The sequence below is a fragment of the Ewingella americana ATCC 33852 genome, assembly GCF_000735345.1.
GTDB lineage: Bacteria > Pseudomonadota > Gammaproteobacteria > Enterobacterales > Enterobacteriaceae > Ewingella > Ewingella americana.
In genome coordinates this window covers 59,768-83,953 of record NZ_JMPJ01000071.1, presented here as the reverse complement: position 1 = coordinate 83,953, position 24,186 = coordinate 59,768, and the positions used below count along the sequence as shown (strand labels likewise).

At 54.0% G+C, this 24,186-nt stretch carries 23 protein-coding genes; 10 read left to right on the top strand and 13 right to left on the bottom strand.

Annotation, left to right across the window (positions count from 1 at the left end):
• The first annotated feature begins 317 nt into the window (after nucleotides 1-317).
• Entirely contained in the window at nucleotides 318-581 is a 264-nt protein-coding gene (yhcN, locus tag GEAM_RS20075; RefSeq protein WP_034795229.1) for a peroxide/acid stress response protein YhcN, read from the top strand.
• Between the two features lie 231 nt (nucleotides 582-812).
• Complete coding sequence (yhcN, locus tag GEAM_RS20070; RefSeq protein WP_034795228.1) at nucleotides 813-1,076, top strand: peroxide/acid stress response protein YhcN; 264 nt, start codon at nucleotides 813-815, stop codon at nucleotides 1,074-1,076.
• A 296-nt stretch (nucleotides 1,077-1,372) separates the two neighbouring features.
• On the opposite strand, the gene mpl is transcribed toward yhcN (GEAM_RS20070), so the two are convergent.
• Nucleotides 1,373-2,758: a UDP-N-acetylmuramate:L-alanyl-gamma-D-glutamyl-meso-diaminopimelate ligase gene (gene mpl, locus GEAM_RS20065; protein WP_034795226.1), complete on the bottom strand. Its 1,386-nt coding sequence runs from the start codon at nucleotides 2,756-2,758 to the stop codon at nucleotides 1,373-1,375.
• Nucleotides 2,759-2,925: 167 nt separating this feature from the next.
• Between mpl and fbp the strand changes: the two genes are divergently transcribed.
• Nucleotides 2,926-3,942, top strand: a complete 1,017-nt coding sequence (gene fbp / locus GEAM_RS20060; protein ID WP_034795223.1) for a class 1 fructose-bisphosphatase — start codon at nucleotides 2,926-2,928, stop codon at nucleotides 3,940-3,942.
• 90 nt (nucleotides 3,943-4,032) lie between these two features.
• On the opposite strand, the gene GEAM_RS20055 is transcribed toward fbp, so the two are convergent.
• Nucleotides 4,033-5,604, bottom strand: coding sequence for a methyl-accepting chemotaxis protein (locus tag GEAM_RS20055; RefSeq protein ID WP_034795222.1), 1,572 nt, complete (start codon nucleotides 5,602-5,604; stop codon nucleotides 4,033-4,035).
• A 303-nt stretch (nucleotides 5,605-5,907) separates the two neighbouring features.
• Between GEAM_RS20055 and ppa the strand changes: the two genes are divergently transcribed.
• A complete protein-coding gene (ppa, locus tag GEAM_RS20050) occupies nucleotides 5,908-6,438 on the top strand; it encodes an inorganic diphosphatase (protein WP_034795220.1) in 531 nt (176 codons plus the stop codon).
• A gap of 150 nt (nucleotides 6,439-6,588) precedes the next feature.
• Here the strand turns inward: ppa and GEAM_RS20045 are convergent, their stop codons facing one another.
• The 3 genes from GEAM_RS20045 to tamA are packed head-to-tail and all read right to left on the bottom strand — an operon-like array spanning nucleotide 6,589 to nucleotide 12,525.
• Entirely contained in the window at nucleotides 6,589-6,939 is a 351-nt protein-coding gene (locus tag GEAM_RS20045) for a gamma-glutamylcyclotransferase family protein (RefSeq protein WP_034795217.1), read from the bottom strand.
• Nucleotides 6,940-6,970: 31 nt separating this feature from the next.
• Complete coding sequence (gene tamB, locus GEAM_RS20040; RefSeq protein WP_034795215.1) at nucleotides 6,971-10,789, bottom strand: autotransporter assembly complex protein TamB; 3,819 nt, start codon at nucleotides 10,787-10,789, stop codon at nucleotides 6,971-6,973.
• The gene (gene tamA, locus GEAM_RS20035) at nucleotides 10,786-12,525 is read right to left on the bottom strand and encodes an autotransporter assembly complex protein TamA (protein ID WP_034795213.1); all 1,740 of its coding nucleotides are present in this window, start codon (nucleotides 12,523-12,525) and stop codon (nucleotides 10,786-10,788) included. Before tamA ends, tamB begins: the two co-directional genes overlap by 4 nt.
• 239 nt (nucleotides 12,526-12,764) lie before the next feature.
• Here tamA and msrA point away from each other — a divergent pair, with 239 nt between their 5' ends.
• The 3 genes from msrA to GEAM_RS20020 all read left to right on the top strand — a co-directional run bounded on the left by msrA (nucleotide 12,765) and on the right by GEAM_RS20020 (nucleotide 15,825).
• Nucleotides 12,765-13,421 (top strand): peptide-methionine (S)-S-oxide reductase MsrA, encoded by a 657-nt coding sequence (msrA, locus tag GEAM_RS20030; protein ID WP_034795210.1) that lies wholly within the window; start codon nucleotides 12,765-12,767, stop codon nucleotides 13,419-13,421.
• A gap of 247 nt (nucleotides 13,422-13,668) precedes the next feature.
• Entirely contained in the window at nucleotides 13,669-15,042 is a 1,374-nt protein-coding gene (gene paeA / locus GEAM_RS20025) for a polyamine export protein PaeA (RefSeq protein ID WP_034795207.1), read from the top strand.
• 141 nt (nucleotides 15,043-15,183) lie between these two features.
• Nucleotides 15,184-15,825, top strand: a complete 642-nt coding sequence (locus tag GEAM_RS20020; protein WP_419471233.1) for a DNA-3-methyladenine glycosylase I — start codon at nucleotides 15,184-15,186, stop codon at nucleotides 15,823-15,825.
• A 91-nt stretch (nucleotides 15,826-15,916) separates the two neighbouring features.
• Here the strand turns inward: GEAM_RS20020 and GEAM_RS20015 are convergent, their stop codons facing one another.
• Nucleotides 15,917-16,123, bottom strand: coding sequence for a DUF1107 domain-containing protein (locus tag GEAM_RS20015; protein WP_034795204.1), 207 nt, complete (start codon nucleotides 16,121-16,123; stop codon nucleotides 15,917-15,919).
• A gap of 319 nt (nucleotides 16,124-16,442) precedes the next feature.
• Between GEAM_RS20015 and GEAM_RS20010 the strand changes: the two genes are divergently transcribed.
• Complete coding sequence (locus tag GEAM_RS20010) at nucleotides 16,443-17,000, top strand: YtfJ family protein (protein ID WP_034795202.1); 558 nt, start codon at nucleotides 16,443-16,445, stop codon at nucleotides 16,998-17,000.
• Between the two features lie 75 nt (nucleotides 17,001-17,075).
• On the opposite strand, the gene cysQ is transcribed toward GEAM_RS20010, so the two are convergent.
• The gene (gene cysQ, locus GEAM_RS20005; RefSeq protein ID WP_034795200.1) at nucleotides 17,076-17,822 is read right to left on the bottom strand and encodes a 3'(2'),5'-bisphosphate nucleotidase CysQ; all 747 of its coding nucleotides are present in this window, start codon (nucleotides 17,820-17,822) and stop codon (nucleotides 17,076-17,078) included.
• A gap of 220 nt (nucleotides 17,823-18,042) precedes the next feature.
• On the opposite strand from cysQ, the gene GEAM_RS20000 reads away from it, so the two are divergent.
• Nucleotides 18,043-20,004, top strand: a complete 1,962-nt coding sequence (locus tag GEAM_RS20000) for a bifunctional 2',3'-cyclic-nucleotide 2'-phosphodiesterase/3'-nucleotidase (RefSeq protein ID WP_034795199.1) — start codon at nucleotides 18,043-18,045, stop codon at nucleotides 20,002-20,004.
• 76 nt (nucleotides 20,005-20,080) lie between these two features.
• Here the strand turns inward: GEAM_RS20000 and bamJ are convergent, their stop codons facing one another.
• Nucleotides 20,081-20,701, bottom strand: coding sequence for a BamJ family beta-barrel-assembly machinery protein (bamJ, locus tag GEAM_RS19995; RefSeq protein WP_034795197.1), 621 nt, complete (start codon nucleotides 20,699-20,701; stop codon nucleotides 20,081-20,083).
• Nucleotides 20,702-20,999: 298 nt separating this feature from the next.
• Here bamJ and GEAM_RS19990 point away from each other — a divergent pair, with 298 nt between their 5' ends.
• Nucleotides 21,000-21,731, top strand: coding sequence for an OapA family protein (locus GEAM_RS19990; protein WP_034795194.1), 732 nt, complete (start codon nucleotides 21,000-21,002; stop codon nucleotides 21,729-21,731).
• 80 nt (nucleotides 21,732-21,811) lie between these two features.
• Here GEAM_RS19990 and rplI read toward each other — a convergent pair whose 3' ends face one another.
• The 5 genes from rplI to yjfP all read right to left on the bottom strand — a co-directional run bounded on the left by rplI (nucleotide 21,812) and on the right by yjfP (nucleotide 24,173).
• Nucleotides 21,812-22,264, bottom strand: a complete 453-nt coding sequence (gene rplI / locus GEAM_RS19985; RefSeq protein WP_034795192.1) for a 50S ribosomal protein L9 — start codon at nucleotides 22,262-22,264, stop codon at nucleotides 21,812-21,814.
• A gap of 39 nt (nucleotides 22,265-22,303) precedes the next feature.
• On the bottom strand, nucleotides 22,304-22,531 hold the full coding sequence (gene rpsR / locus GEAM_RS19980; protein WP_002210155.1) for a 30S ribosomal protein S18: 228 nt from the start codon (nucleotides 22,529-22,531) through the stop codon (nucleotides 22,304-22,306).
• A 4-nt stretch (nucleotides 22,532-22,535) separates the two neighbouring features.
• Nucleotides 22,536-22,853, bottom strand: coding sequence for a primosomal replication protein N (gene priB / locus GEAM_RS22875; protein ID WP_072009937.1), 318 nt, complete (start codon nucleotides 22,851-22,853; stop codon nucleotides 22,536-22,538).
• Between the two features lie 6 nt (nucleotides 22,854-22,859).
• Nucleotides 22,860-23,252: a 30S ribosomal protein S6 gene (rpsF, locus tag GEAM_RS19975; RefSeq protein WP_017492198.1), complete on the bottom strand. Its 393-nt coding sequence runs from the start codon at nucleotides 23,250-23,252 to the stop codon at nucleotides 22,860-22,862.
• 171 nt (nucleotides 23,253-23,423) lie between these two features.
• Nucleotides 23,424-24,173 carry an esterase gene (yjfP, locus tag GEAM_RS19970; protein WP_034795187.1) on the bottom strand — a complete coding sequence of 250 codons (750 nt, stop codon included), beginning with the start codon at nucleotides 24,171-24,173 and terminating at the stop codon, nucleotides 23,424-23,426.
• Nucleotides 24,174-24,186 lie beyond the last annotated feature (13 nt).

Here is a 24,186-nt window from a genome sequence, read left to right as displayed (position 1 = left end):
GGGTCATGCTGTTAAATACGCCCCTACCAGTCACACTGTCTTCACATAATGGTTTCATTAGTGTGAATCTCTGCAATATACAGCACAAATAGTTCAATTCACATAACCCGTTAATTTATCTGGATAATAGCCCTGAAAGATCATTTTTCAGCCGTTTTTTATTCTTTTCTGTTATTAAAAACACTACTAGCCCCCTTATAACCACACCAAAAACTATTAGCAAACTATTAATATTTCGAGTTACTAGATGTATACTCATTTCCGTGATGTGAATCACTGTTTGTTCGGACTACATAATAAAAGAGACGAGGTCAATCATGAAAGTTACCACTACCATCGCTGCATTCAGCATTCTCTCTGCACTGTCATTCGGCGCATTTGCAGCACAACCTGTCACGCAAGATCAGGCTAAAAACCTGCAATCCGTCGGCATAATTAGCGTCAGCGGCGTGGCCGGTGCACCAACGGATATCCGTCAGGCACTGTCTGATAAAGCCGATGAGCAAGGCGCAAAAGCCTTCCGCGTGATTGAAGTTCGCCAAGAAGGCAACTACCACGCTACGGCAGAAATTTACCAATAAGACGCTGAAGTCACAGACGTTTTAGTAAGAGAAGTTTGAGTAAGAAAAGTTATCTGGCCTAAGAACATGAGGCCGAAGCATTAAAAAAACGGATTTATCGCTGCAACGCACCAAGTTTCCAGAGCGCACAACGCCCTTCAATCTTGATAATACAGACCTGATGAATCCAAACATGAATCGACGTTGCTCTCGAATAACCTGCATCAACGTCATAAATATCAGGAAATTGTCATGAAAATCACGACTACTATCGCTGCACTTAGCCTGTTCTCTGCTATCTCATTTGGCGCTTCAGCTGCCAACCTGGTTAACAACGAACAAGCACAGAATTTACAACCTATGGGTACCATCAGCGTCAGTGGCGTTAATGGCGTACCTATGGATATCCGCCAGCAGCTGTCTGACAAAGCCGACAGCAAAGGCGCGACCTCTTACCGTGTGATTGAGGCTTATAACGAAGGCGCATATCACGCGACGGCTGAACTCTATAAATAAGCTTTATTGAGCGAAGCTTGTAACCCTCATAAGTAAAGAAGTTGTTGTATTGAAGTCCCGGTTTCAACAGCCACCCAGCGATAACAAGAAGCGCTGTTGAGGCTGGAAAGAGAGCTGACACTGCCACTGCCGTGCTCTCAACTTCCCGAGACCCTCGTCGTCCTGTCCGACGACACCCTTTGGCTCCCGTGTATTGCGGGAGCTTTTTTTTATCCTTTTTTCCGCGCCCTCCTGCCTTTCAGCCATAAAAAAACACAGCCGAAGCTGTGTTTTTGAGAGTGCGAACAAGCTGAAGCTTATTCCCGCTCGACCGCCAGAGATTTCGCCGCCAGAGCATCCAGCAGTTTGGTGTGAATGCCGCCGAAGCCGCCGTTACTCATCACCAAAATGTGATCGCCCGGCTGCGCGGCTTTCACCACTAAATCGGCCAGCGAGTCGACATCCGCGCTCCAGTGCGCAGGCTGCACGCAGTGCTCAGCAACTTCTGCTACTTGCCACGGAATATGCTGAGGCTGTAACAGGAAGACTTCGTCGGCGCGGCCCAGCGCAGGTGCCAGCTCATTTTTGCTCATGCCCATTTTCATGGTGTTAGAGCGCGGTTCGAGCACGGCCAGAATGCGCGCGGTACCGCCAACCTTACTGCGCAAGGCAGCAAGCGTGGCCAGAATCGCCGTCGGGTGGTGAGCAAAGTCGTCATACACGCTCACGCCATAAGCTTCACCGCGCAGTTCGAGACGGCGGCGGGCGTTGATGAAATCACCCAAGGCTTTGCAGGCATCTTCTGGCTTAACGCCCACGTGACGCGCTGCGGCAATCGCCATCAGGCCATTATGCATGTTGTGCTCGCCAACCAGCGACCAGTGTACTTCGCCGACGCTCTCACCGTGCAGATAGACGGTGAAGGAGCTGGCGTCAGGCGTCAGTTTTTTGGCATCCCAAGCGCAGGTTTCGGTTTCACCGACAAACTCTTGCTCACTCCAGCAGCCCATCGCCATCACTTGCTTCAGCGGCGTGTCGTTGTCAGGCAGGATAATTTTCCCCTGTCCCGGCACCAGACGAACCAAATGGTGGAACTGTTTCTGAATGGCTTTTAAGTCATCGAAGATGTCAGCGTGGTCGAACTCAAGGTTGTTCAGCACCAGCGTGCGCGGGCTGTAGTGAACAAATTTGGAACGCTTGTCGAAGAAGGCGCTGTCGTATTCGTCGGCTTCAATCACCATGAACGGGCTGTTACCCAGACGCGCAGAAACGTCGAAGTTGCCCGGCACGCCGCCGATGACATAGCCCGGCTCGTAGCCGCAGGCTTCGAGGATCCACGCGACCATGCCGGCCGTGGTGGTTTTGCCGTGGGTGCCCGCAACGGCAATCACCCAGCGGCCCGGCAGCACGTGGTCGTGCAGCCACTGTGGGCCAGAGACGTAAGGAATGCCCTGCTCCAGCACGGCTTCCACACACGGGTTTCCGCGCGTCATGGCGTTACCGATGATCACCAGATCAGGCCGAGGTTCGAGCTGCGCGGGGTCGTAACCCTGGATCAGTTCAATACCCTGATTCTCCAGCAGCGTACTCATTGGTGGATAAACGTTGTTATCTGAACCGGTAACCTGATGCCCTTGTGCGCGAGCCAGCATTGCCAGTCCGCCCATAAAGGTGCCGCAAATCCCAAGAATATGAATGCGCATATGTTTTCCATTAATGCCTTTAAGTCAGCCGCTATTCTACCGCTCAGAATCCTCCAGAAGAAATGGATTTGCCTAGGATTCATCCATATATTTGGGCTAAACTGCTCGTGCTCATGTTAAGGTTTTATTAATAAACCGTTATCCATCCTAGATTTAGGGAATGCGTCATGAAAACGTTAGGCGAATTTATTGTTGAAAAGCAGCAGGATTTTCCCCATGCAACCGGTGAGCTGACCGCTCTCCTTTCAGCAATAAAACTCGGCGCAAAAATCATTCATAGGGACATCAACAAAGCCGGGCTGGTCGATATTCTCGGTACAAGTGGTGTAGAAAACGTTCAGGGCGAAGTTCAGATGAAACTCGACCTTTACGCCAATGAAAAGTTAAAAGCGGCGATGTTAGCGCGCGGCGAAATTGCCGGTATCGCGTCGGAAGAAGAAGATGAGATCGTCATCTTTGAAGGTGAACGTGCTGAAAATGCAAAATACGTGATCCTGATGGACCCACTCGATGGCTCCTCCAACATTGATGTTAACGTCTCTGTCGGCACCATCTTCTCCATTTACCGTCGTACCACTCCACTGGGCCAGCCGGTCACCGAAGCTGACTTCCTGCAACCGGGCAACCGTCAGGTCGCGGCAGGTTATGTGGTTTACGGCTCCTCCACCATGCTGGTTTACACCACGGGCGCGGGCGTTCATGCCTTCACCTATGACCCTTCACTCGGCGTCTTCTGCCTGTCTCACGAAAAAGTCCGTTTCCCTGCGAAGGGCAACATGTACTCGATCAACGAAGGCAACTACATCAGATTCCCGCTCGGCGTGAAGAAGTACATTAAGTACTGTCAGGAGCAGGACGAAGCCACCAATCGCCCTTACACCTCGCGTTACATCGGTTCTCTGGTGGCAGATTTCCACCGTAACCTGTTGAAAGGCGGCATTTATATCTATCCAAGCACCGCGAGCCACCCTACCGGTAAACTGCGTCTGCTGTATGAGTGCAACCCGATGGCGTTCCTTGCCGAGCAAGCCGGTGGTAAAGCCAGCGACGGTAAAAACCGTATTCTGGACATCATTCCGCAAAAGCTGCACGAGCGCGCACCTTTCTTCGTCGGCAACCGTTCCATGGTTGAAGATGCAGAACGCTTCATCGCTGAGTTCCCAGACGACGCCTATCCACAATAAGAACGCGTTATCTCTGTACATCACTTACATAAAAAAGGTTCGGCATTTGCCGAACCTTTTTATTTTCACAACTGGCTGATTTAGAGCAACTTACACCAAATCTTGCTGGCTAAGCTTAAACACGGACACGCTTTCTGCCAGCAGCTGCGCCTGCTCTTCCAGCGAGCGAGTGGCCGCCGTCGCCTCTTCCACCAGCGCGGCGTTTTGCTGCGCCACCTGATCCATCTGGGTAATGGCGATATTCACCTGCTCGATGCCGTGGGTCTGCTCGGTAGTGGCGATAGAAATCTCGCGCATCAGGCTGGTCACACGGCGCACTTCATTGGCAATCTCGGTCATGGTTCCGGCGGCCGACTTCACCATGGTTTCTCCTTCCGAGATGCGGCTTTCAGAGTCCACAATCAGCTCTTTGATCTCTTTGGCCGACTGCGCGCTGCGCTGGGCCAGACTGCGAACTTCACCCGCGACCACGGCAAAACCGCGCCCTTGTTCACCGGCGCGAGCTGCTTCAACGGCGGCGTTCAGCGCCAGAATATTGGTCTGGAAGGCAATACCGTCAATCACCGTGATGATGTCAGTAATGCGTTTCGAGCTGTCGGTGATGGCACGCATTTTATCCATAACGTGGTTCACCACCTGACTGCCTTTATCCGCAATGCTCGAGACACTCTGAGCCAGCTGATTCGCCTGCTCGGAGTTGGTGGCGTTCATGCGCACGGTGGAGGTCAACTGCTCCATGCTGGCCGCCGTCTCTTCCAGCGAAGCCGCAGACTCTTCGGTGCGCTGGGCCAAATTCACGTTCCCGGCCGCCAGTTCGCGGGTGCCGACGTCAATCTGATTGCCCGCGTCGCGCACTCTTCCGACCGACGCTGCCAGCGAGTCTTGCATCTTCTTCATGGCGCGCAGCAGGCGGCCCATTTCGTTATTACGCGAGTCATCAATCTCATGAGTCAAATCCCCCGCCGCGATGTACTCCAACTGAGCAATAGAGGTGCTCAGCGGATGCATGATGATTTTCTGCAACGCGAACCACGACAGCAGCGCGATAGAGACAGCGGCGATGCAGGCAACAATAATAATGGTCAGCTGGATGTGCGACTGGGCGCGAGCATGCTCAATGCGCTGCTGAGTGCTCTCTTTGGCGTAGATGCGAAAATCGCTCAGGGCTTTGTCGTAGGCGTTGCTGTACGGCGTCATTTTGTTTTCTAACACGTCGTAATAGGCATCGCTGCTTTGTGACTGAATGGCCGCCAGCGCGGGCAATAAGCCATTGGCTTTATAGGCCTCATAGGAGTCTTTCAAGGCTTTGGTCAACGCGCGCCCCTGCTCGTTGCCGTCATCAATTGCCGTAAACTGTGCCACTTTCTCATCGGCTTGTTTCAAATAGCCCGCCACTCGCCCCGCCGTGGCCTTCGAGTCATCCATCATGCCAATTTCCAATTGGCGCACGGCGACGCTGCTGGCAACGCGAGCGCGCAGCGAGAAGCTGTAACTCTCCGCCAGCGAACCCAGTTCTTCACCTTGCAGTTGGTTAATTTGCTGTAACGAGGAGGCGCTCTGGCGAATAGCGTTGGCTCCCAAAACACTGACCAGTAATAGAATCAGGGTCATTACCACTAACAAGGCGATCAATCCCGCCTTTACGCTCAACTTATTCAACATGCTGTGTTATCCGGTGGTTTAGGAAAAGGAGGAAAACATAGAGAGGTAATCTGTCGGTGCCGCAGACTTTTTTATGTGTTTTGTTATCGACAATTTTGTGAAAATCTTGAGAAGAAACCGTAAAACAGGCAGTTAGGCGGCAAAGCGTGGGGTCAGAAAACTTTCCTGCCAAACAACAGGGATTAACGGCAAGGAAAAAGAGGGAAACACCAGAAGTCGCCACCACGAAAAGGACAGGAAATCGTGACGGACTTGGCTATAATGTCCGCCACTCCAATTCCTGGTCCAATGAAGGAAACCAAAATGAGCTTAATCAATGTACCGGCAGGCAAAGACTTGCCAGAAGATATCTACGTAGTTATCGAAATCCCAGCTAACGCTGACCCAATCAAATACGAAGTAGATAAAGATACCGGTGCACTGTTCGTGGATCGCTTCATGTCGACTGCGATGTTCTACCCATGCAACTACGGTTACATCAACCACACCCTGTCTCTTGATGGTGACCCGGTTGACGTGTTGGTCCCAACTCCGTACCCACTGCAACCAGGCTCAGTCATTCGCTGCCGTCCAGTTGGCGTACTGAAAATGACCGACGAATCTGGCGAAGATGCCAAAGTTGTTGCGGTTCCGCACACCAAACTGAGCAAAGAGTACGATCACATTAAAGATGTGAACGACCTGCCAGAGCTGCTGCGCGGCCAGATCACCCACTTCTTCGAGCAGTACAAAGCGCTGGAAAAAGGCAAATGGGTTAAAGTTGACGGCTGGGCTGACGCTGCTGCCGCGAAAGAAGAGATCGTTACCTCTTTCGAACGCGCTAAAAACAAGTAATTGTTTGAGCGACGGCCGCTGACTGGTGGCCGTACAAGCCGTATAAAAAGAAAAACACCGCCCATTGGACGGTGTTTTTTTTATGTCTCTCTCCCTGGTTTAGAAGAGATGTGGTTGGTAACCACGGAATGACGACCTTGCTCAGCGTTCTTACTTCACATCTTCCGCACGCTTGAGCCAATCCCCGCCTTCAATACGCGGCACTCCTTCGAGTGAACGTATGTAGAGGTAGATCCAGGCACTGCCGTACGGAGTGGAAATCAGCTCACGTTTATAATCTTTTGTATTACTTTTCAGCTCATCCAGTTCAGCCATAATGGATGACGTGATGCGGTAAACTTCACAATAGACTTTTCCATCCCCTGGAACGGCTGCCGGATAGTGCCCCAGATTATAGAGCGCGTAGCCTTCCAGCTCGTGGTCACCCAACCACTGAGCATTCGTCATCCAATGACTGTTGCCTTGCTTGCGTCGTAAACTGCCATAAACAATTATTCGCATGTTTGGTTTCGTATAGTAAAAGTCACATGAGTTAAAACTCAAACTGATAAAGCAAATCCAATGCCTGATCGATACCCGAAACAGCTTCGAGGTAAAGTTTAGGCATCAAACGATAACGCAGAGTCAGGGTCGCCAGCGAGTCGAAGATACCGACGCCATATTTCACCTGAAGACCCGGTAAAACATAGCCACTGACCACCACCTGAGAGTTATCCCCCACGCCCTGCGTATCCAGTGCCAGATTGCTAACACCGAATGCTTCGCCGATTTTACCCACAAGTTTACCACTTTGCGCAACCCCCATCCCGATAAGCATTGAGGTCATTGCGCCACTATCGGCACCAGAACTGTCCAAACCTTGGCCGCGAAGCAGGTATGACAAGGCTTGTTCCTGCGACATCACCGGATCTGAGAATATTTCAAGTTTAGGCGAATCTGCCTCACCCGTGACGCGTAGACCGGCAATAACGTCATTTTCGGTCGAGTCTGGGTTACGAATCGCTTCCAAATTGAGCAGCGGCTGGTCGGCCGGGCCGGAGAACAGCAACTGGCCTTTACGCACAAGCAGGTCCTGCCCGTATGCGTGGAAACGACCGGACGGAATATCAATCTGACCGTTCAGCCCCAAGCCGTGTTTATCCTGCGCCACTTTCAACGCTCCTTTCAGGCGCGCTTTCAGGCCGAAGGCATCGAGACGCACGTCGTCGCCGATATTCACCATCAGATTGCTGTTGATAGGAATCGAGGTAGACGGCGGCGCAATCGGCTGGCGCTGGTCATTGAGCATCACTTCATCGGACGAAACGCCCACCGCGCTCTCCGGCAGCTCCTGCACGGTGATGCGCGCCCACGGAATGTCTACCCGACCGTTGAGCGAGAACAGCTGCGGCGTGGCTTCAAACACTACGTCCGGCGAGACGTCCAGTCGCACCATTGGCGGAACGGAAACCCTGACTCGGTCGCCCTTAGCGGCGACTCTGGCGCGCCACGCGTTCAGCACACTCCAGTCGGCGTCGCCGTTTAATGCCAGCTGGCCGTGGGCGGTGCGGATAACCCCGTCCATCAGCGACGACATGCCGTTGAAGTTGATATTCAGGTTGCCGCTGGTGACATCAAACGGCATAAACTCGGCGTCGAAGTCGATATCGGACAGCGCTAATCGGCCAAACACCTGCGGCTTCTGCGCGTTGCCGCCCAGACGCAGATTGGCGTTGAGCAGGCCCGATGCCTTCTCGCCATCGGCCAGAATCGGCTGGATCAGCGCCATCGAGATGCGATTGATATTCACCGTCCCGCTGAGGTTGCGGCGGGTCTGCGGGTCAGCAATTTGCACGTTGCCATCAAACTGGCCGTTGTTGGTCAGCTTGATTAACCAGTCCAGCGTTGCTCGGCCGTTGTTCATGCCCGCGTTCAGATTCAAGGTGTCGAAGGCGATAGGCAAGGTGTTGCCACCCACCAGCTGCTGCACCTTCACGCCGTTACCCACCAGCGACACGCTACCCTGCGGCAGGCCGCCGTCGGCTTTCCACGCCACGTTGGCTTTGCCGGTAAACACGCCACTCAGCTTGGTATCGTCGCCAAGGAAAGGCTTGAGCATCGCCAAATCAAATCGATTGAGCTGCAAACTCGCCTGCCCGCTGGCTCCGGCCTCAATGGTATTCGGCACGCAGAGATCGGCATTCGGGTTCTGCCAGCAGTGCGGGCCGACGGTGACGCGCTGCTCTTTGTTGAAGTACTCCAGCGCAATCGAGCGATTCAAGCGCCACTGGCCGACCGGCGTATCAAACAGCGTATTGTTAATATTGCCTTTCCACTGCTCGGTGGCGCGGTCAAAGCTGCCGGTCAGGGCCAGTTGGCCAGAAACCGGTTTGCCTTCGACATTCAGTTTCAGCTGATGCTGCTTCTCATTGCCCTTGGCATCCAGCGTCAGGTTGCTGATATCCAGAGCATCTTGCTTGAGCTGCTGGATACGAACCGCGAGGTTGCCTTGAATCTGCTCCGCCGAGCTAACATCACCTTTGATGTCCACGCGGCTAATGGTCAGCGCCTGCCACTTCAGGCGGCTGGCGGTGAGATCAGCCAACAGCTTCGGCGCTTTCAAGTCACCGCGCACCTGAATCATGCCTTTGGCGACGCCGCCTAAGCCCGGCAGCGCGCCGTCCAGATGCTGGGCGTCAATGTTGGCATCCAACGCCCATTTATCGCTGAGCGAGCCTTTCACATCAATGTTGTTACGGCCCAACTCAAGGTGCAGTTGAGGGATATCCCACTGGCCGTAGTTGTTACCACGCAGGTTACCGCGCGCTTTCACCACGTTCTGCTTAACGTTGCCGTCCAGCTCCAGCGTTGGGATCTGCATCTGCCAGCTACCGCCGTACAGGCTGCCGCGCGTGGCGATTTTGCCCTGCAGTTTGGCTGGCCAGTCGGGGTACTGCTTGGCGGTGTTGATGCCATTCAGGGTCAGCAAGGCATTCCAGCTGATCGCCTTGCTCCAGTCTACGATGCCCGTTAGGTCAGTGTTGCCCTGCAAGGCGGCAAGGCGCAGCAGGGTCAGTTTGAACTGCTCGACATTGCCTTTGCCATCCACGCTTAAGGTGGCTGGAGGGATTTGGTCGCCGCTGAAGTCAGAGTGCAGAGAGAGCGCGTAATCCGTCGCTTTCCCCGAAAACTTCAGTTTGAAGCCTTTGACCTGATACTGCGGCGTGCCGGTCAGCGGCCATTGCAGCGCGTCACTGTTCAGGGTCAGATTGAGCGGCAGGCCAGCTTCCGCCAGTTGAGTTTGCAGTGCCAACTGGGCGCGAACCGGGCCGGAGAGGTTAATGCCGAGATCCAGCTTATCGCGCAGGCCACCGCCCACCTTCAGCTTAATCTTCTCGCCTTTAATTGGGTCGACGTTCAGCGCGGTGTTCAGCGTCATGTCCACCGGCCAGTTGTTTTCCAGCGTCGCTTGGCCGACGCCGTCTAACGAGCCTTGCGGAGAACGAACTTGCAACTGCTCGAGCTTCACAATCTGATTTTGCGAGCTGGCCTTGAGCGCGAAGCGGGTGATCAACACGTCGGTATCACCCGTCAGGCGTAAATTCTCCGCCGTCAGCTGCTCGATATTCAGGTCCAGCGGCAGGCGGAAGTCTGGGAGTTCTGGCAGCAGCGGCTTGGCAAACAGCTCTTGCAGCGTTTCACCCAGCGGCTTCTCTGGCGGCGCTTCAACCGGTTTTTCCGCCGGTTTGCCGGTGGCTTTCTCCACGGCTTTATCTTGCGCGGCTTGCACCACCTCAGGCAGAGGGCTAGCCGGAGTCTTCGGCAAGGCAATCAGCAGACCGCCGATATGGGTCGGTGTCAGGTGCAGCGAGCGATCCGTCCACTGCGCGCCGGTGCTGAATTCACCCAGCGAAATGGCGCGGTCGTCGATGGTCACATTGACGTTATTGAGCGTCAGCGCCCGCAGCGTGATCGGGTAAGGCGTGCTGAGGTTGGTCAGCGGCTCACTGTTTTCAGGCTCGACGGCGGGCTGGGACGGCGCCATTTCATTGGTTTTCACCGCCACGTCCACGTCGCTCAGGCCAATGGCGTTGATGCACAGCGCGCTGCTTTTAAAGCAAGAGAGGTCGAGCGACAGGTGGAACTCGCCCGCTTTCACATCCACGCCCGGCATTTGGTAATGCAGACCCTTCAGCTGGAGGTTGCGCCAGCCGCCCTCGACGCTGGCAATCTTCAGGCCGGGGACAAAGCGCTGGGCGCTGTTGATAACCAGATGCAGGCCCGTTTGCGTGCCGATAAGAAACGCCACCGTGCCCAGCAGCAACAGCAGAACAATGAGGAAACCAATACAGATCTTTTTAAACAAACTCATAATTCTGGACCCAAACCGATGTAAAACTGCAATCCATGCTCATCTTTGTCCGCCACGGGCGCGGCAATGTCGAACTTGACCGGCCCAATTGGGGAAGCCCAGCGAACGCCCACACCCGCGCCGGTTTTCACATTGCTTTTCGCGATATCATTCACCGCCTCGCCCGAGTCAACAAACACCGCGCCCCACCACTTTCCAGTCACGTTGTATTGGTATTCGAGCGAGCCGGTCGCCAGTTTTGACGCACCGGTCAGCTTGCCGTCGCTGTCTCTTGGCGACAGAGATTTGTATTTGTAGCCGCGAATACTGCGGTCACCACCGGCGAAGAAGCGCAGGGATGGCGGCACGCGCTCGAAGTCGTTGGTTTCGATCCAGCCTAAATTACCGCGCACCACGAAGCGGTTTTTCTCCGCTAAGGTGCGGATCCAGACGTTTTGCGCCTGCACCACCGCGAAGTCGACGTCCGAGCCCCACGTGGTGTCGGAGACGTCTAGCGAGTAGCGCTGCGAGTCGCCCCAGGTTGGCATCAAACCGCCGCGCTGGCGGGTGCGGTTAGCACTCACGCCCGGATAAATCAGCATGGTGGTGTTGGTGACATTACCTTGGGTAAAGTGGTCGAGGCTCCAGCGCAGGTTTACCGCGCGCTGCCAGCCGCTGCTCAGATCCCAGTAACGCGCCAGATTGACGGTGCTGGAGTCCGATTTGGTGTCGTTGAGGTCTTCACGCTTGAAGCCGCCCTGCACCAGATAATATTGCTCGAGAGGCGCTTTCAGCAGCGGGATTTTGTAGCTCAGGTCCAGCGACTGCTCCGGGCCGGAGAGATTGATGGTGCTTTCAATGCTCTGGCCGCGATCGTTGACCCAAGGCTTCTTCCAGTTGGCTTTAATACGCGGGCCGACGTCGGTGGAGTAACCGACACCGGTTTCTAAGGTGTTGCGGGTTCGTGGCGTCACCACCGCATTCAGCGGCAGCGTTTTGGTGGCTTTGGCGTCGCTAAAATCAGGCGCGACCACCACCGAGTTAAACCAGCCCGTCGCGGACAGTCGGCGGTTCAACTCCGCCAAATCAGAGGAGCTGTAGTAGTCGCCCTGATGGAACGGCACCAGATTTTGCAGATACTCTTCGCGGATTTGCGAGCCCTGGAAATTCACTTGCCCAAAGTGATAGCGATCGCCGCTGTCGAATTGGATATCCCAGAACGCCTTGTGTTCATCTTCTATCACGCCGAGCTGGCTCTTACGCATGTCCGCGTCAAAGTAGCCTTTACGCACGGCAGCGCCGGTCAGCGCGCTTTTGAAACCGTCATAGGTAGCGTGGTTGAGGATAGTGCCCACGGCAGGGACGCGCGACTTCTTTAGCGCTTCAAACTCATCGTCCTTGCTCGCCTGCCCTTCAATCACCACGCTGGTTCCGGCGATTTTCACCGGAATGCCCGGCGTCACCTTGGCAATCAGCACTGGGCGGCCCGGCGGCGGGGTCTGGCGGTAGTCGAAATCGATGGTGGGTTGGTAATATCCCAGCGGCCTTAAGCCTTGCTGAATAGCCGCACTGACGCGCGCACGGAAACGCCCATCCGCCCCCACTTCGTCACTCTGTATTGAGGAGAGTCGGACACGGACGTTCTTCTGAAGGTCGCCTTCAAGACCTTCCAACTGCAAGCGCACTTTCGCAGCCATAGAGAGCGAGGGGGCCAGCAACAGACCTAACACAAAAAGCTTACGGTGGTATCGTGGCACGAGCGCTCCTGCTGATTTTACTATCCTGTTAAAATATCAGATGCCTGCCGGGGAATTAATGCCGAAAGTCGGCAGATTCACCTCTTTAAAATCTAATTCACGTAGTTTAGTGCTAATTCCCTAAAAATCGTCAACGACAGAGCAACGTCTCCCGTATTGTGTGCAAAGTCGCAATCAGATACAACTAACAGCAAACTATTGACCGTAACAGGTTATTAAAGAAACAACTGGAGTCCGTTTTGGTTCAACAATCTGATAAAAATAGTTCTGACAAAACCCAACTGGTGAAGCAGGAAGACGCCTTAACCGGCCGCACCACGCCAATGCCAGTTGCCACGACTCACGCCGTGACCGGCCACTCTATGACTCACGTTCCTGATGAAATGAACGTGGCGCTGTTCGCCATGGGCTGCTTCTGGGGCGTTGAGCGCCTGTTCTGGCAGCAGAAAGGGGTTTACAGCACGGCGGCAGGCTATAGCGGCGGTTTCACGCCAAACCCGACTTATCGCGAAGTCTGCACCGGCCAGACCGGCCATGCCGAAGTGGTGCGTGTGGTGTTCGACCCGGCAGTCATCAGCTATGAAAAGCTGCTGCAAATTTTCTGGGAAAATCACGACCCGGCGCAGGGTATGCGTCAGGGCGGAGACATCGGCACTCAGTACCGTTCGGCAATTTACGTGCTGAGCGAAGCGCAGCAGGACGCCGCGCTGGCGAGCCTCCAGCGTTTTCAGGACGCCATGGACGCCGCCAACGACCAGCGCCACATCACCACGGAAATCAGCGAAGCGCTGCCTTTCTATTATGCCGAAGATGACCACCAGCAATACCTGTTCAAGAACCCCGAGGGTTATTGCGGGTTAGGCGGTATCGGGGTTTGCCTGCCACCAACGCGCTGATCCTTCGCAAATCTGTCGTGGCGCAAACAGCCTCTGGCCCTCGCGACACGGCGGATTCAGGAGGATTTTTAAGCGCTGGCGGCAATATCGCGGCTCCGCTATACTATGCGGGCCGCGAATGTGGCCCAATCAGAGTATTTCTAGCTGTTATCTTTGATTTTTTCGCCCTTGATGATTTTTCTTTTATACAGCAACCCAACGAGTACCCTTCCCTGCCGGTTTTAGGTCGGTGTTAAACGGATAGATTATGTTAAACAGTATCTTACTGATTCTTTTACTCATCGCGATCAGTGCCTTTTTCTCCTTGTCGGAGATATCGCTGGCCGCTTCCCGAAAAATTAAGCTTAAACAGTTGGCAGACGAAGGAAACGTCAATGCCTCCCGCGTGATGAAATTGCAGGAAACCCCTGGCCTGTTCTTTACCGTGGTACAAATCGGTTTGAACGCCGTCGCCATCTTGGGTGGTATTGTCGGTGATGCGGCTTTCTCCCCTGCTTTCCAGACTTTCTTTATTCGCTTCATGTCGCCGGAATTGGCCGACCAAGTCAGCTTTATCTGTTCCTTCGTTCTGGTCACCAGTCTGTTTATTCTGTTTGCTGACCTCACGCCGAAGCGCATCGGTATGATTTCACCTGAGTCGGTTGCCGTCCGTATAGTCAACCCGATGCGTTTCTGCCTCATGATTTGCCGCCCGATGGTCTGGTTCTTCAATGGCATGGCAAACATGATTTTCCGCCTGTTCAAGCTGCCAATGGTGCGTAACGACGACATTACCTCCGACGATATTTATGCCGTGTTTGAAGCCGGTGCCTTGGCGGGCGTGCTGCGTAAGCAAGAGCACGAGCTGATTGAAAACGTGTTTGAGCTTGAATCTCGTACCGTGCCGTCTTCCATGACATCTCGCGAAAGCGTGATTTACTTCGACCTGCGCGAGAGCGAAGACAGCATCAAACAGAAGATTGCCACCCATCCGCACTCGAAATTCTTGGTGTGTGACGGTCATATCGATCAAGTGGTGGGTTATGTCGATTCCAAAGACCTGCTGAACCGCGTGCTGGGCAACCAAAGCCTGATGTTGAGCAGCGGCGTGCAGATTCGCTCCGCGCTGATTGTGCCGGACACCCTGACCCTCTCCGAGGCGCTGGAAAGCTTTAAAGCCGCCGGTGAAGACTTCGCGGTGATCCTCAACGAATACGCGCTGGTCGTGGGCATCATCACCCTCAATGACGTAATGACCACGCTGATGGGCGACTTGGTCGGCCAAGGCATGGAAGAGCAGATTGTCGCTCGTGACGAGAATTCATGGCTTATCGAAGGCGGTACGCCAATCGAAGACGTGATGCGCGTGCTGCATATTGAAGAGTTCCCGCAGTCTGGCAACTATGAAACCATCGGCGGTTTCATGATGTTTATGCTGCGCAAAATCCCGAAACGCACCGATTTCGTGAAGTTCTCGGGCTACAAGTTTGAAGTGGTGGACATCGACAGCTACAAGATTGACCAGCTGCTGGTGACCCGCATCACTGACAAGCCGGTCGCGCCTTTGCTGCCGAAGACGCCGCAAGAGATCAAAGACGAAAAAGCCGCCACCAAGCTGGCTGAGCAAAACGGCGGCCACTAACCGCCACTCGCTTCGCGTCAATCAATCTCGCAAACAGAGTCCGGCAACGTTAATCGCGTTGCCGGATTTTTTTATGCCGGTTGATCGGCGCCAGAAAGCCCACTAGGGTAAGTTTATTCCCCCGCGATGGAGCATAAGGTTTTGAGCAAAGCATTGAGTCACACGGATACTGGACTGATCGTCGCCGAAGACGGGACGCACCGCTGCTTCTGGCAGCCAAGCATGCCGGACTACCACGATAACGAATGGGGCCACCCGGTGGTTGATGACCAACGGCTGTTTGAGAAGATCTGCCTCGAAGGTTTTCATTCCGGCATGTCGTGGAAGCTGATTTATAACAAGCGCGAGCATTTTCGCCGGGCTTTCAAGGATTTCGACTTCCATCTGGTGTCGCAGTTCGACCAGCAGGACGTTGAGCGCCTGATGCAAGACGCCAGCATCGTGCGCAATCGGGCAAAAATCCTCTCCACCATTAACAATGCCAAACGCGCGATTGAACTGGTGGAGGAAGCAGGCTCACTGGCGGCGTGGATTTGGCAGTTTGAGCCAACGCCGCAGGAGCGGCCGGAAACCGTCAATCTGGCTTACTGGCATGAAAACACCACCACCGCCGCCTCTATTGCCATGTCTAAAGGGCTGAAAAAGCGCGGCTGGACCTTTGTCGGGCCAATCACCACCTATTCATTAATGCAGGCGTTGGGGCTGGTGAACGATCATCTCGAGGGCTGTCATTGTCGTCAGGAAGTGGAAGCACTGCGCGCGGGATTGAAACGACCGGTTTAAAGCGAAGAAGGGGAATGTGCTGGGAAACTATCTACAGAAAACATAATGGCGCGAACAACAGAAAACTCACTGTTGTACGCGCCCGTGGGCCTTAGCCCAACTCAGCCTGAAGGTGCATAACCTGACGGTTTACTTCAGACATCACACTAAAATGGCGCTTATCACGTACTTTCGGCAATAAAATTTTGCCATGGTCGAACTCAAATGCGCCGACATCTTTAATGTACAAACGACCGCGGAACAACGTCTTAACATACTTGGCTACTTTCAACGGATTGTAGCGCTGGAAGATTCTCATTTTTCTACTTTCCTCCGATAAATCACTGCGTACTCAGGCTCAGGTTAACGCTGCGATGGAAGCCTGAATCGAATCGTATCCGCAGTGAGTAGACATATAACATAGCAGGGAGTTCAGGTTCTGCCAGTATATTTAACTGCTTTTACCTACCTTGACAGTATGCTTTTCGGAATAGTCCTTATGCCAACAGTATAACCCTTCAATCTATGTCATTTCTGTAAGCTATAACACACTGTTAACATCTCAACAGGACAGACCACTTAACAGCTTCTATGATTGTCGGGTCGGTATGTTTTATCGCCCTATCTCTGGAGCCGCTATGATTTTAAGAAGCTTGCTAATTATATCCTTAGTTATTTTTCCATTCTTCGCCTCAGCCCACAATTTAGTCATCGACAATCGCCTGCCGGCGGTCGGCGTGGACGAAAAAGGCGAACTTAATTACGTCAACGATGAGTTCAGCTACTCCCGCTGGAACAGTGCCAAATTGCCGGGCAAGGTCCGCGTGGTGCAGCACATGGCCGGGCGCAGCAGCGCCAAAGAGCTGAATGCGCCGCTGGTCGATGCCATAAGGGCAGCCAATCTACCTCACGATCGTTACCAAACGACGACAATCGTGAATACCGATGACGCCATTATCGGCACCGGCATGTTTGTGCGTAAAAGCATCGAGGGCGGCAAGAAGGAGTTCCCGTGGTCACAGGTGATTGTCGACAGTAATGGCGCGGTGAAGAAGGCGTGGCAGCTGGAGCCGAAAAGCTCGGCCATCGTGGTGTTAGATAAAAACGGGATGATTAAGTTTGCCAAAGAGGGTGCGCTGACGCAGGCCGAGGTCAAACAGGTGATTGATATGCTGCATCAGTTGGTGAAGCAGTAAGTGCCAGCCACCGTGACGCGAACAGAAAAGCGCAACCCGCGCTTTTCTGTTTAGTTATAGCTACTTATAGCTTCATTAGAACAGTGAAACGCGGAAGCCCGGATTAAGGAATGACTCTTTCGGCGTATAAAGCAGAGTCTGCCCGGTCCAGTCTTTGACCACCGCGCCCGCGGCAATCGCCACGGCATGGCCTGCGCCGGTGTCCCAGATATTGGTTGGCCCAAAGCGCGGGTAGAGCTGCGCCTCGCCTTCCGCCACCAGACAGAATTTCAGCGAAGACCCTACCGACACGGTTTGGTGCTCGCCGAGCTGGGTCAGGTAATCCTGCAGCTCCTGATCGTTGGCATAGTGCGAACGGCTCACCACCACCAGCGGCGGATGCGCTTCTTGCACGTGGATCTGCTTACGCTCGCCCTTCTCTTCTTTCCACGCCTTGCCTTCTGCCGCGCTGTACATCACGCCGGTCACCGGCACATACACCACGCCCAGCACCGGCTTGCCGTCTTCAATCAGCGCGATATTCACCGTGAATTCGCCATTGCGTCTGAGGAACTCTTTGGTGCCGTCGAGTGGATCAACCAGCCAGTAGCGGTTCCAGCCCTGACGCTCGCTCCAGCTCTGCGGGTCTTCTTCGGACAGCATCGGGGTCTGAGGGTCAAGCGCCGCCAGACCTTGCTTAATCACGTTGTGAGCCGCGATATCTGCCGCCGTGACCGGAGAGTCATCCTGTTTCTGGCGGGCGTCTAACGGCTGCTCACCGTCATACACCGCCATGATGGCGTCACCCGCCTTGCGCGCCAGTTGGCAAATTTGCTCTAACATTGTCCACCTCAGTTGTTCTTTTCAAAACGCTAAGTCATGTAAGAAGCCTAGTTTTTTTTAGGCGGAATAGCTATCCCGTAATCTGCCCGTGTTAACAATTCCGCTCGGCAATACCTGTTACATCTCACAATTATTTATGACACCTGATTACATTCTCAGCGAATTTTGAGATATATATCCGACTTTTTGTTCACTGTTCTTCTTTTCTGGAGGCACTTCAATGCTTAAGCGTCATCTGACGTTATCCCTGCTGGCTTCGCTGGTTGCCGTCTCGGCCCATGCGTCACAGGTTGATCTTCGCATCATGGAAACCACCGACTTACACAGCAACATGATGGACTTCGACTACTACAAAGATAAGCCGACGGACAAATTCGGTCTGGTGCGCACCGCCAGCCTGATCCACACGGCGCGCGGCGAAGTCACTAACTCCGTGCTGGTCGACAATGGCGACGTGATTCAAGGCAGCCCGCTCGGCGACTATATGGCGGCCAAGGGGCTGAACAAGGGCGATGTGCATCCGGTCTATAAAGCCATGAACACGCTGGATTACGTGGTCGGCAACTTGGGCAACCATGAGTTCAACTACGGGCTGGAGTATCTGCAGAAGGCGATTGCCGGGGCGAAATTCCCTTATGTGAACGCCAACGTCATCGACAGCAAATCCGGCAAGCCGCTGTTCACGCCGTTCCTCATCACTGATAACGCCGTTAAAGACCGCGACGGCAAAACCCATAACCTGCGCATTGGCTACATCGGCTTTGTGCCGCCGCAAATCATGGTGTGGGATAAAGCCAATCTGCAAGGCAAAGTGACGGTCGCCGACATCACCGAAACCGCCAAGAAATGGGTGCCAGAGATGCGCAAGCAAGGGGCGGATATCATCGTGGCTATCCCGCACTCGGGGCTTTCCGGCGATCCATATAAAACCATGGCAGAGAACTCGGTCTACTACTTAAGCCAAGTTAAAGGCATCGACGCCATTATGTTCGGCCACGCGCACGCCGTGTTCCCAAGTGAAGACTTCGCCAATATTAAAGGCGCAGACATCAAACAGGGCACCTTGAATGGCGTTCCGGCAGTAATGCCGGGCATGTGGGGCGACCACCTCGGCGTGGTGGATATGGTGCTGAACAACAATGACGGCAAGTGGAGCGTGGAAACGGCCCGCGCCGAAGCCCGGCCAATTTTCGACAAAGCCACTAAAAAGTCTCTCGCGGCGGAAGACCCGGAGCTGGTGAAAGTGCTGGCCGACGACCACAAGGCCACGCGTGAGTTTGTTAGCAAGCCGGTGGGGAAATCCAACGACAACATGTACAGCTACCTGTCGCTGATTCAGGATGACCCGACGGTGCAAATCGTCAATAACGCGCAGAAAGCCTATACCGAGCACTTTATTCAGGGTGACCCGGACTTAGCCAACCTGCCAGTGCTCTCTGCCGCCGCGCCGTTTAAAGCCGGTGGACGCAAGAATGACCCGGCGAGCTTCGTCGAGGTCGAGAAAGGCAATCTGACCTTCCGCAACGCCTCAGACCTTTATCTCTACCCGAACACCTTGGTGGTGATGAAAGTCAGCGGGCAGGAAGTGAAAGACTGGCTGGAGTGCTCCGCCGGGCAGTTCAACCAAATCGACGTCCACAGCAGCAAGCCGCAGTCGCTGATTAACTGGGACGGCTTCCGCACCTACAACTTCGACGTGATTGACGGGGTGAATTACCAGATAGACGTCACCCAGCCCGCGCGCTATGACGGCGAGTGTACGCTCATCAATAAAGATGCAGAGCGCATCAAGAACCTGACCTTCAACGGCAAGCCTATCGACCTGAAAGCCACCTTCTTGGTCGCCACCAACAACTACCGCGCCTATGGCGGTAAGTTCGCTGGCACGGGTGATAAGCACATCGCCTTCGCCTCACCAGACGAAAACCGCTCTGTCGTCGCGGCTTATATTGGTGCTGAAACCCAGAAATCAGGGGCAGTCACGCCAACCGCGGACAACAACTGGCGTCTGGCACCGATTGTCGCCAGCCAGCCTCTGGATATTCGCTTCGAGACATCCCCGAGCGAGAAAGCGGCCGAATTCATCAAAACCCACGCGCAGTACCCGATGACTGCCAAGGGCGCGGATGACGTCGGTTTCGAGGTCTATCAGGTTGACCTGCAAACGCCGCTGAAGAAGTGATCAGAAAGGTTTTAGAAAGCAAAAAGGGCGCCGAGGCGCCCTTTCATTTTACTTCAGCATCCGCAATCAATGGCGATTACAGGATTTCCAGCAACTCAACTTCGAAGGTCAGCGCGCTGAATGGTGGGATGGACGCGCCAGCACCACGTTCGCCGTAAGCCAGGTTATGAGGGATATACAGCTCCCACTTAGAACCGACTGGCATCAGGGTCAGAGCTTCAATCCAGCCAGCGATAACGCCGTTAACTGGGAACTCAGCTGGCTCGCCGCGCTGTACAGAGCTGTCGAACACGGTGCCGTCGATAAGCTTACCGGTGTAGTGAACGCGCACGCGATCCTGACGGCCTGGGATTGGGCCATCGCCTTGATTAATCACAGAGAATTGCAGGCCAGACTCGGTGCTGGTCACGCCTTCGCGCTGGGCGTTGGCAGCCAGGAACTCTTGACCTTCAACGGCCAGAGCTTCTTGACGTTGACGACGCACGGCGTCAGCACGCTCGTGAACTTCACGCAGAGCACGGTGAACAACGTCAACAGGAACTGCTGGCGTATTCCCTTCCAGCGCATCGCGTAAGCCTGCCAGCAATGCGTCAGGCTCTAAACCTTGTAAACCTGATTCTTGCAATTGTTGACCAACTTGCAAGCCGATACCGTAGCTTGCCTGCGCTTCAACGCTATCAAATGAAGGGGTTGTCATGAAGTTTCCTTAAAATCTTAAAAAGTCGAAAACGCAGCATAACAGCGCACGGCTTTTGGGTAAAATTCTCTATGACGTGGCATGACATGGTTCTACTTTCTCCCCACCCATCACAGGGTTTATCGGGTTAATTCTCGGCAAAGGCATCGTTTGCGTGCTATTTGTGCGTTGTTCCTTTCCGCATCAAGCAGTTAACCAGCTATACTTAGCGGGAAAATCCGACAGAATAATCGGGTATGATTTTTGTTCTGTTAAATCCAGTAGTCGTGCGTTTTAAGCGTAAGAAAGAGAGGTTGTCATGGGCCGAATCCCGCCCAGGAGAAGGAAAGCCATCCGTATGTATCAACCCATGTTGAGATCCTGGATTGCCATTATGAAAAGACCGATGCGTAACGCTACGCCGCAGTCTGAAAGCGATGAATCGCAAGAGCTGCCGCCGCAGAAGCCGTCACTGGTGAGCAAAGCCAAGGCGCTGGGGCATAAAGTCTGGCATATGAGTGATAATTTTCACTGGATGTCACCCCTGCCTTACGCGCATCGCCGCTGGATACTTCTTAGCGCGCTGATCGTGGTGCTGGCGCTGTTATGGCCTTATTCACCGCCGAACACCTATGCCCCTTCCCAGCCGCAGCAGCCGACATCCATTCCGATGCAAGCTGACCTGCGAAACGACCAAGGGCGCACCACCCAGCGGGCTCAGCCGCAACAGCAAGAGATTCAACCTCAACAACAGGCGGCCACTGAGCCGCCTCAGCCTGTCGCACAGGACAACTGGCAGAGCTACAGCGTGAAGCCGGGTCAAACCATGGCACAGCTGTTCCGCGACAATAATCTGGCGGTTAACGATGTGTTCGCGATGGCGCAGGTGGAAGGCAGCCAAAAGCCGCTGAGTAACTTGAAGGCGGGACAGGAAGTGAAGATTCAGCGCGATGCGCAGGGCGCGGTGACGTCGCTACAAATCACCACCGAGCAGAATACGACGGTACTCTTTACTCGTCAGGCAGATGGGACATATCAGCGCAGCCGTTAATTCGCGCTTTCAATTTTTGCTTCTCTAAAAAGCAAAACGCCGGCACTAGGCCGGCGTCTCACAGGTTAACCTCAGCGTTATTACGCTTCAGCAACCACAACTACGTTCAGTTTAGCGAATACGTCGCTGTGTACCTGGAACTCAACTTCGTGTTCACCAGTGGTACGCAGAACGCCATTCGGCAAACGAACTTCGCTTTTAGCAACTTCAACGCCAGCAGCAGTAACGGCATCAGCGATATCGCGAGTACCGATAGAGCCGAACAGTTTACCTTCGTCGCCTGCTTTAGACGCGATGGTTACTGAACCCAGTTCGTTGATTTTAGTTGCGCGAGCTTCAGCAGCGCTCAGAACGTCAGCCAGTTTGGCTTCCAGTTCTGCACGGCGTGCTTCGAAGAACTCAACGTTTTTCTTGGTAGCAGGAACAGCTTTGCCCTGTGGTACCAGGAAGTTACGAGCATAGCCCGCTTTAACGTTAACTTGATCACCCAGGCTACCCAGGTTTGCTACTTTATCAAGCAGAATAACTTGCATTACCTTATCCTCTCAAAGTCGTTAATGGACAGTTGCCGATTACTGATGACGATCAGTGTATGGCAACAGAGAAAGGTAGCGAGCGCGCTTGATGCAACGAGCGAGCTGACGCTGGTATTTTGCACGAGTACCGGTGATACGGCTCGGGACAATTTTACCGCTTTCGGTAATGTAGTTTTTCAGCGTAGCGATGTCTTTGTAATCAATCTCTACAACGCCTTCCGCGGTGAAACGGCAGAACTTGCGACGACGGAAATAACGTGCCATTAGGCTAGTCTCCAGAATCTATCAAATCAATCTGCTCGGCATGTAACACCACTTTGTTCAGTCCATTGCGCCCTTGATGGCAACTAATGAATCCGGAAACAGTGAGTTGCGTGCCGACCGTTATACTGTGAGTTAATGCTTGTGACGCTTGTCCACTGACAACTACGGGCATTCTGCACCATGCTTGTCGGTTAAATCCGGCTTCTTCCTGCTGCGAGCGGTGCTCAAGCACAAACTGGCAGTGGGGTATCCCGGAAGGACTGACTTTACGAATGGGGGCCTTGCACACTGTGCCGGACAACACCAGACGATTCGCCGTCACGGGCAATTACTCTTCAGAATCCCCAGCTTCAGAATCATCATTAGCTTCGGCGAAATCTTCACGACGCTCACGGCGCTCGTCTTTCGCTTTAACCATTGGTGAAGCTTCAGTTACCGCGTGTTTAGTACGCATAACCATGCTACGGATAACGGCGTCGTTGAAGCGGAAGTTAGTTTCCAGCTCATCGATCGCTTCCTGCGGAGCTTCAACGTTCAGCAGAACGTAGTGAGCTTTGTGCAGTTTGTTGATCGGGTAAGCCAGTTGACGGCGGCCCCAGTCTTCCAGACGGTGAATCTGACCAGCAGCGTTAGTGATTACAGCACTGTAACGCTCGATCATGCCCGGAACCTGTTCGCTTTGGTCAGGGTGAACCATAAAAACGATTTCGTAATGACGCATCGAATTGCTCCTTACGGATTATTCAGCCTCCTGTCAGGGTCAACCGCGGCCCATGGAAGCAAGGAACGTGTTTGTTGTGCGGTCGAAAAAATGACGCGCAATTATATGTATAGCCAGCGGGAAACTCAAGGAATAAGGCTGATTAATTCTCAGCCTTTGATAATACTCGTGTTATAGCTGGCGCTCGAAGAAGGCGAGTGTCTCGTTGAGCGCAAAAACGCTGACTTTATGCGTAGCGGCGGGCTCGGCAACAAAGGTCAGATTCGACCCGTGGCCGCTGGCAATAATCTCCTGACGCAGGCGCAGGCTGTCGGCAAAAGGCACCACGTCATCTTGCTCGCCATGCCAGATAAACAGCGGGCGATCGGCAATCTGCGCCACTTTGTCACTGACGTCCCAGCTGAGGAGCGGCGCGTGATGCTGGCGGAAAGCCGCAAGCTGCTCGGCATCTTCCTGCTGATAATTTGGATAGAGCGTGGCAGACAGTGTTGAGAAATAGCCCGAGCCCATCAGGCAGGCCGCCACTTTCACCCACGGGAAGCGCACCAGCGACGCCAGCGTGGTCATGCCGCCCATCGACACGCCCGCCACCGCCAAACGCTCGCCGTCCGCCAAAGAGCGGGCGACAAACGACTCTTTAAGCAGCTCAAGCTCATCGACATTGCTTTGCAGAATGCGCCAGAAGCTGGCGAGACGCTTTGGCTCATCGCCGTCGGCGCGCGCGCCGTGCAGTTGGGCATCCGGCAGGATCACCCGATATCCGGCTTTCGCCAGCGTGTAGCCAAAGTAGGAGTAAATCTCTTTTGAAGAGAGAAAACCGTGATAGAAGAAAATGGTAGGCAGCAGCGTGTGGTACTGGCCAGAAGGGACGGCGTGGACCAGCTGGATGCCTTCCACCTCCTCTTGATACATCTCAACCATCTGATTCACTCCC

Coding starts and splice junctions, on each gene's coding strand:
- rpsF (WP_017492198.1), bottom strand. CDS start 23,252: ATGCGTCATTACGAAATCGTTTTTATGGTTCACCCTGACCAAAGCGAA.
- GEAM_RS20010 (WP_034795202.1), top strand. CDS start 16,443: ATGATTTTAAGAAGCTTGCTAATTATATCCTTAGTTATTTTTCCATTC.
- yhcN (WP_034795229.1), top strand. CDS start 318: ATGAAAGTTACCACTACCATCGCTGCATTCAGCATTCTCTCTGCACTG.
- fbp (WP_034795223.1), top strand. CDS start 2,926: ATGAAAACGTTAGGCGAATTTATTGTTGAAAAGCAGCAGGATTTTCCC.
- GEAM_RS20045 (WP_034795217.1), bottom strand. CDS start 6,939: ATGCGAATAATTGTTTATGGCAGTTTACGACGCAAGCAAGGCAACAGT.
- rpsR (WP_002210155.1), bottom strand. CDS start 22,531: ATGGCACGTTATTTCCGTCGTCGCAAGTTCTGCCGTTTCACCGCGGAA.
- GEAM_RS20055 (WP_034795222.1), bottom strand. CDS start 5,604: ATGTTGAATAAGTTGAGCGTAAAGGCGGGATTGATCGCCTTGTTAGTG.
- rplI (WP_034795192.1), bottom strand. CDS start 22,264: ATGCAAGTTATTCTGCTTGATAAAGTAGCAAACCTGGGTAGCCTGGGT.
- mpl (WP_034795226.1), bottom strand. CDS start 2,758: ATGCGCATTCATATTCTTGGGATTTGCGGCACCTTTATGGGCGGACTG.
- paeA (WP_034795207.1), top strand. CDS start 13,669: ATGTTAAACAGTATCTTACTGATTCTTTTACTCATCGCGATCAGTGCC.
- ppa (WP_034795220.1), top strand. CDS start 5,908: ATGAGCTTAATCAATGTACCGGCAGGCAAAGACTTGCCAGAAGATATC.
- yhcN (WP_034795228.1), top strand. CDS start 813: ATGAAAATCACGACTACTATCGCTGCACTTAGCCTGTTCTCTGCTATC.
- GEAM_RS20000 (WP_034795199.1), top strand. CDS start 18,043: ATGCTTAAGCGTCATCTGACGTTATCCCTGCTGGCTTCGCTGGTTGCC.
- bamJ (WP_034795197.1), bottom strand. CDS start 20,701: ATGACAACCCCTTCATTTGATAGCGTTGAAGCGCAGGCAAGCTACGGT.
- yjfP (WP_034795187.1), bottom strand. CDS start 24,173: ATGGTTGAGATGTATCAAGAGGAGGTGGAAGGCATCCAGCTGGTCCAC.
- GEAM_RS19990 (WP_034795194.1), top strand. CDS start 21,000: ATGGGCCGAATCCCGCCCAGGAGAAGGAAAGCCATCCGTATGTATCAA.
- cysQ (WP_034795200.1), bottom strand. CDS start 17,822: ATGTTAGAGCAAATTTGCCAACTGGCGCGCAAGGCGGGTGACGCCATC.
- tamB (WP_034795215.1), bottom strand. CDS start 10,789: ATGAGTTTGTTTAAAAAGATCTGTATTGGTTTCCTCATTGTTCTGCTG.
- GEAM_RS20015 (WP_034795204.1), bottom strand. CDS start 16,123: ATGAGAATCTTCCAGCGCTACAATCCGTTGAAAGTAGCCAAGTATGTT.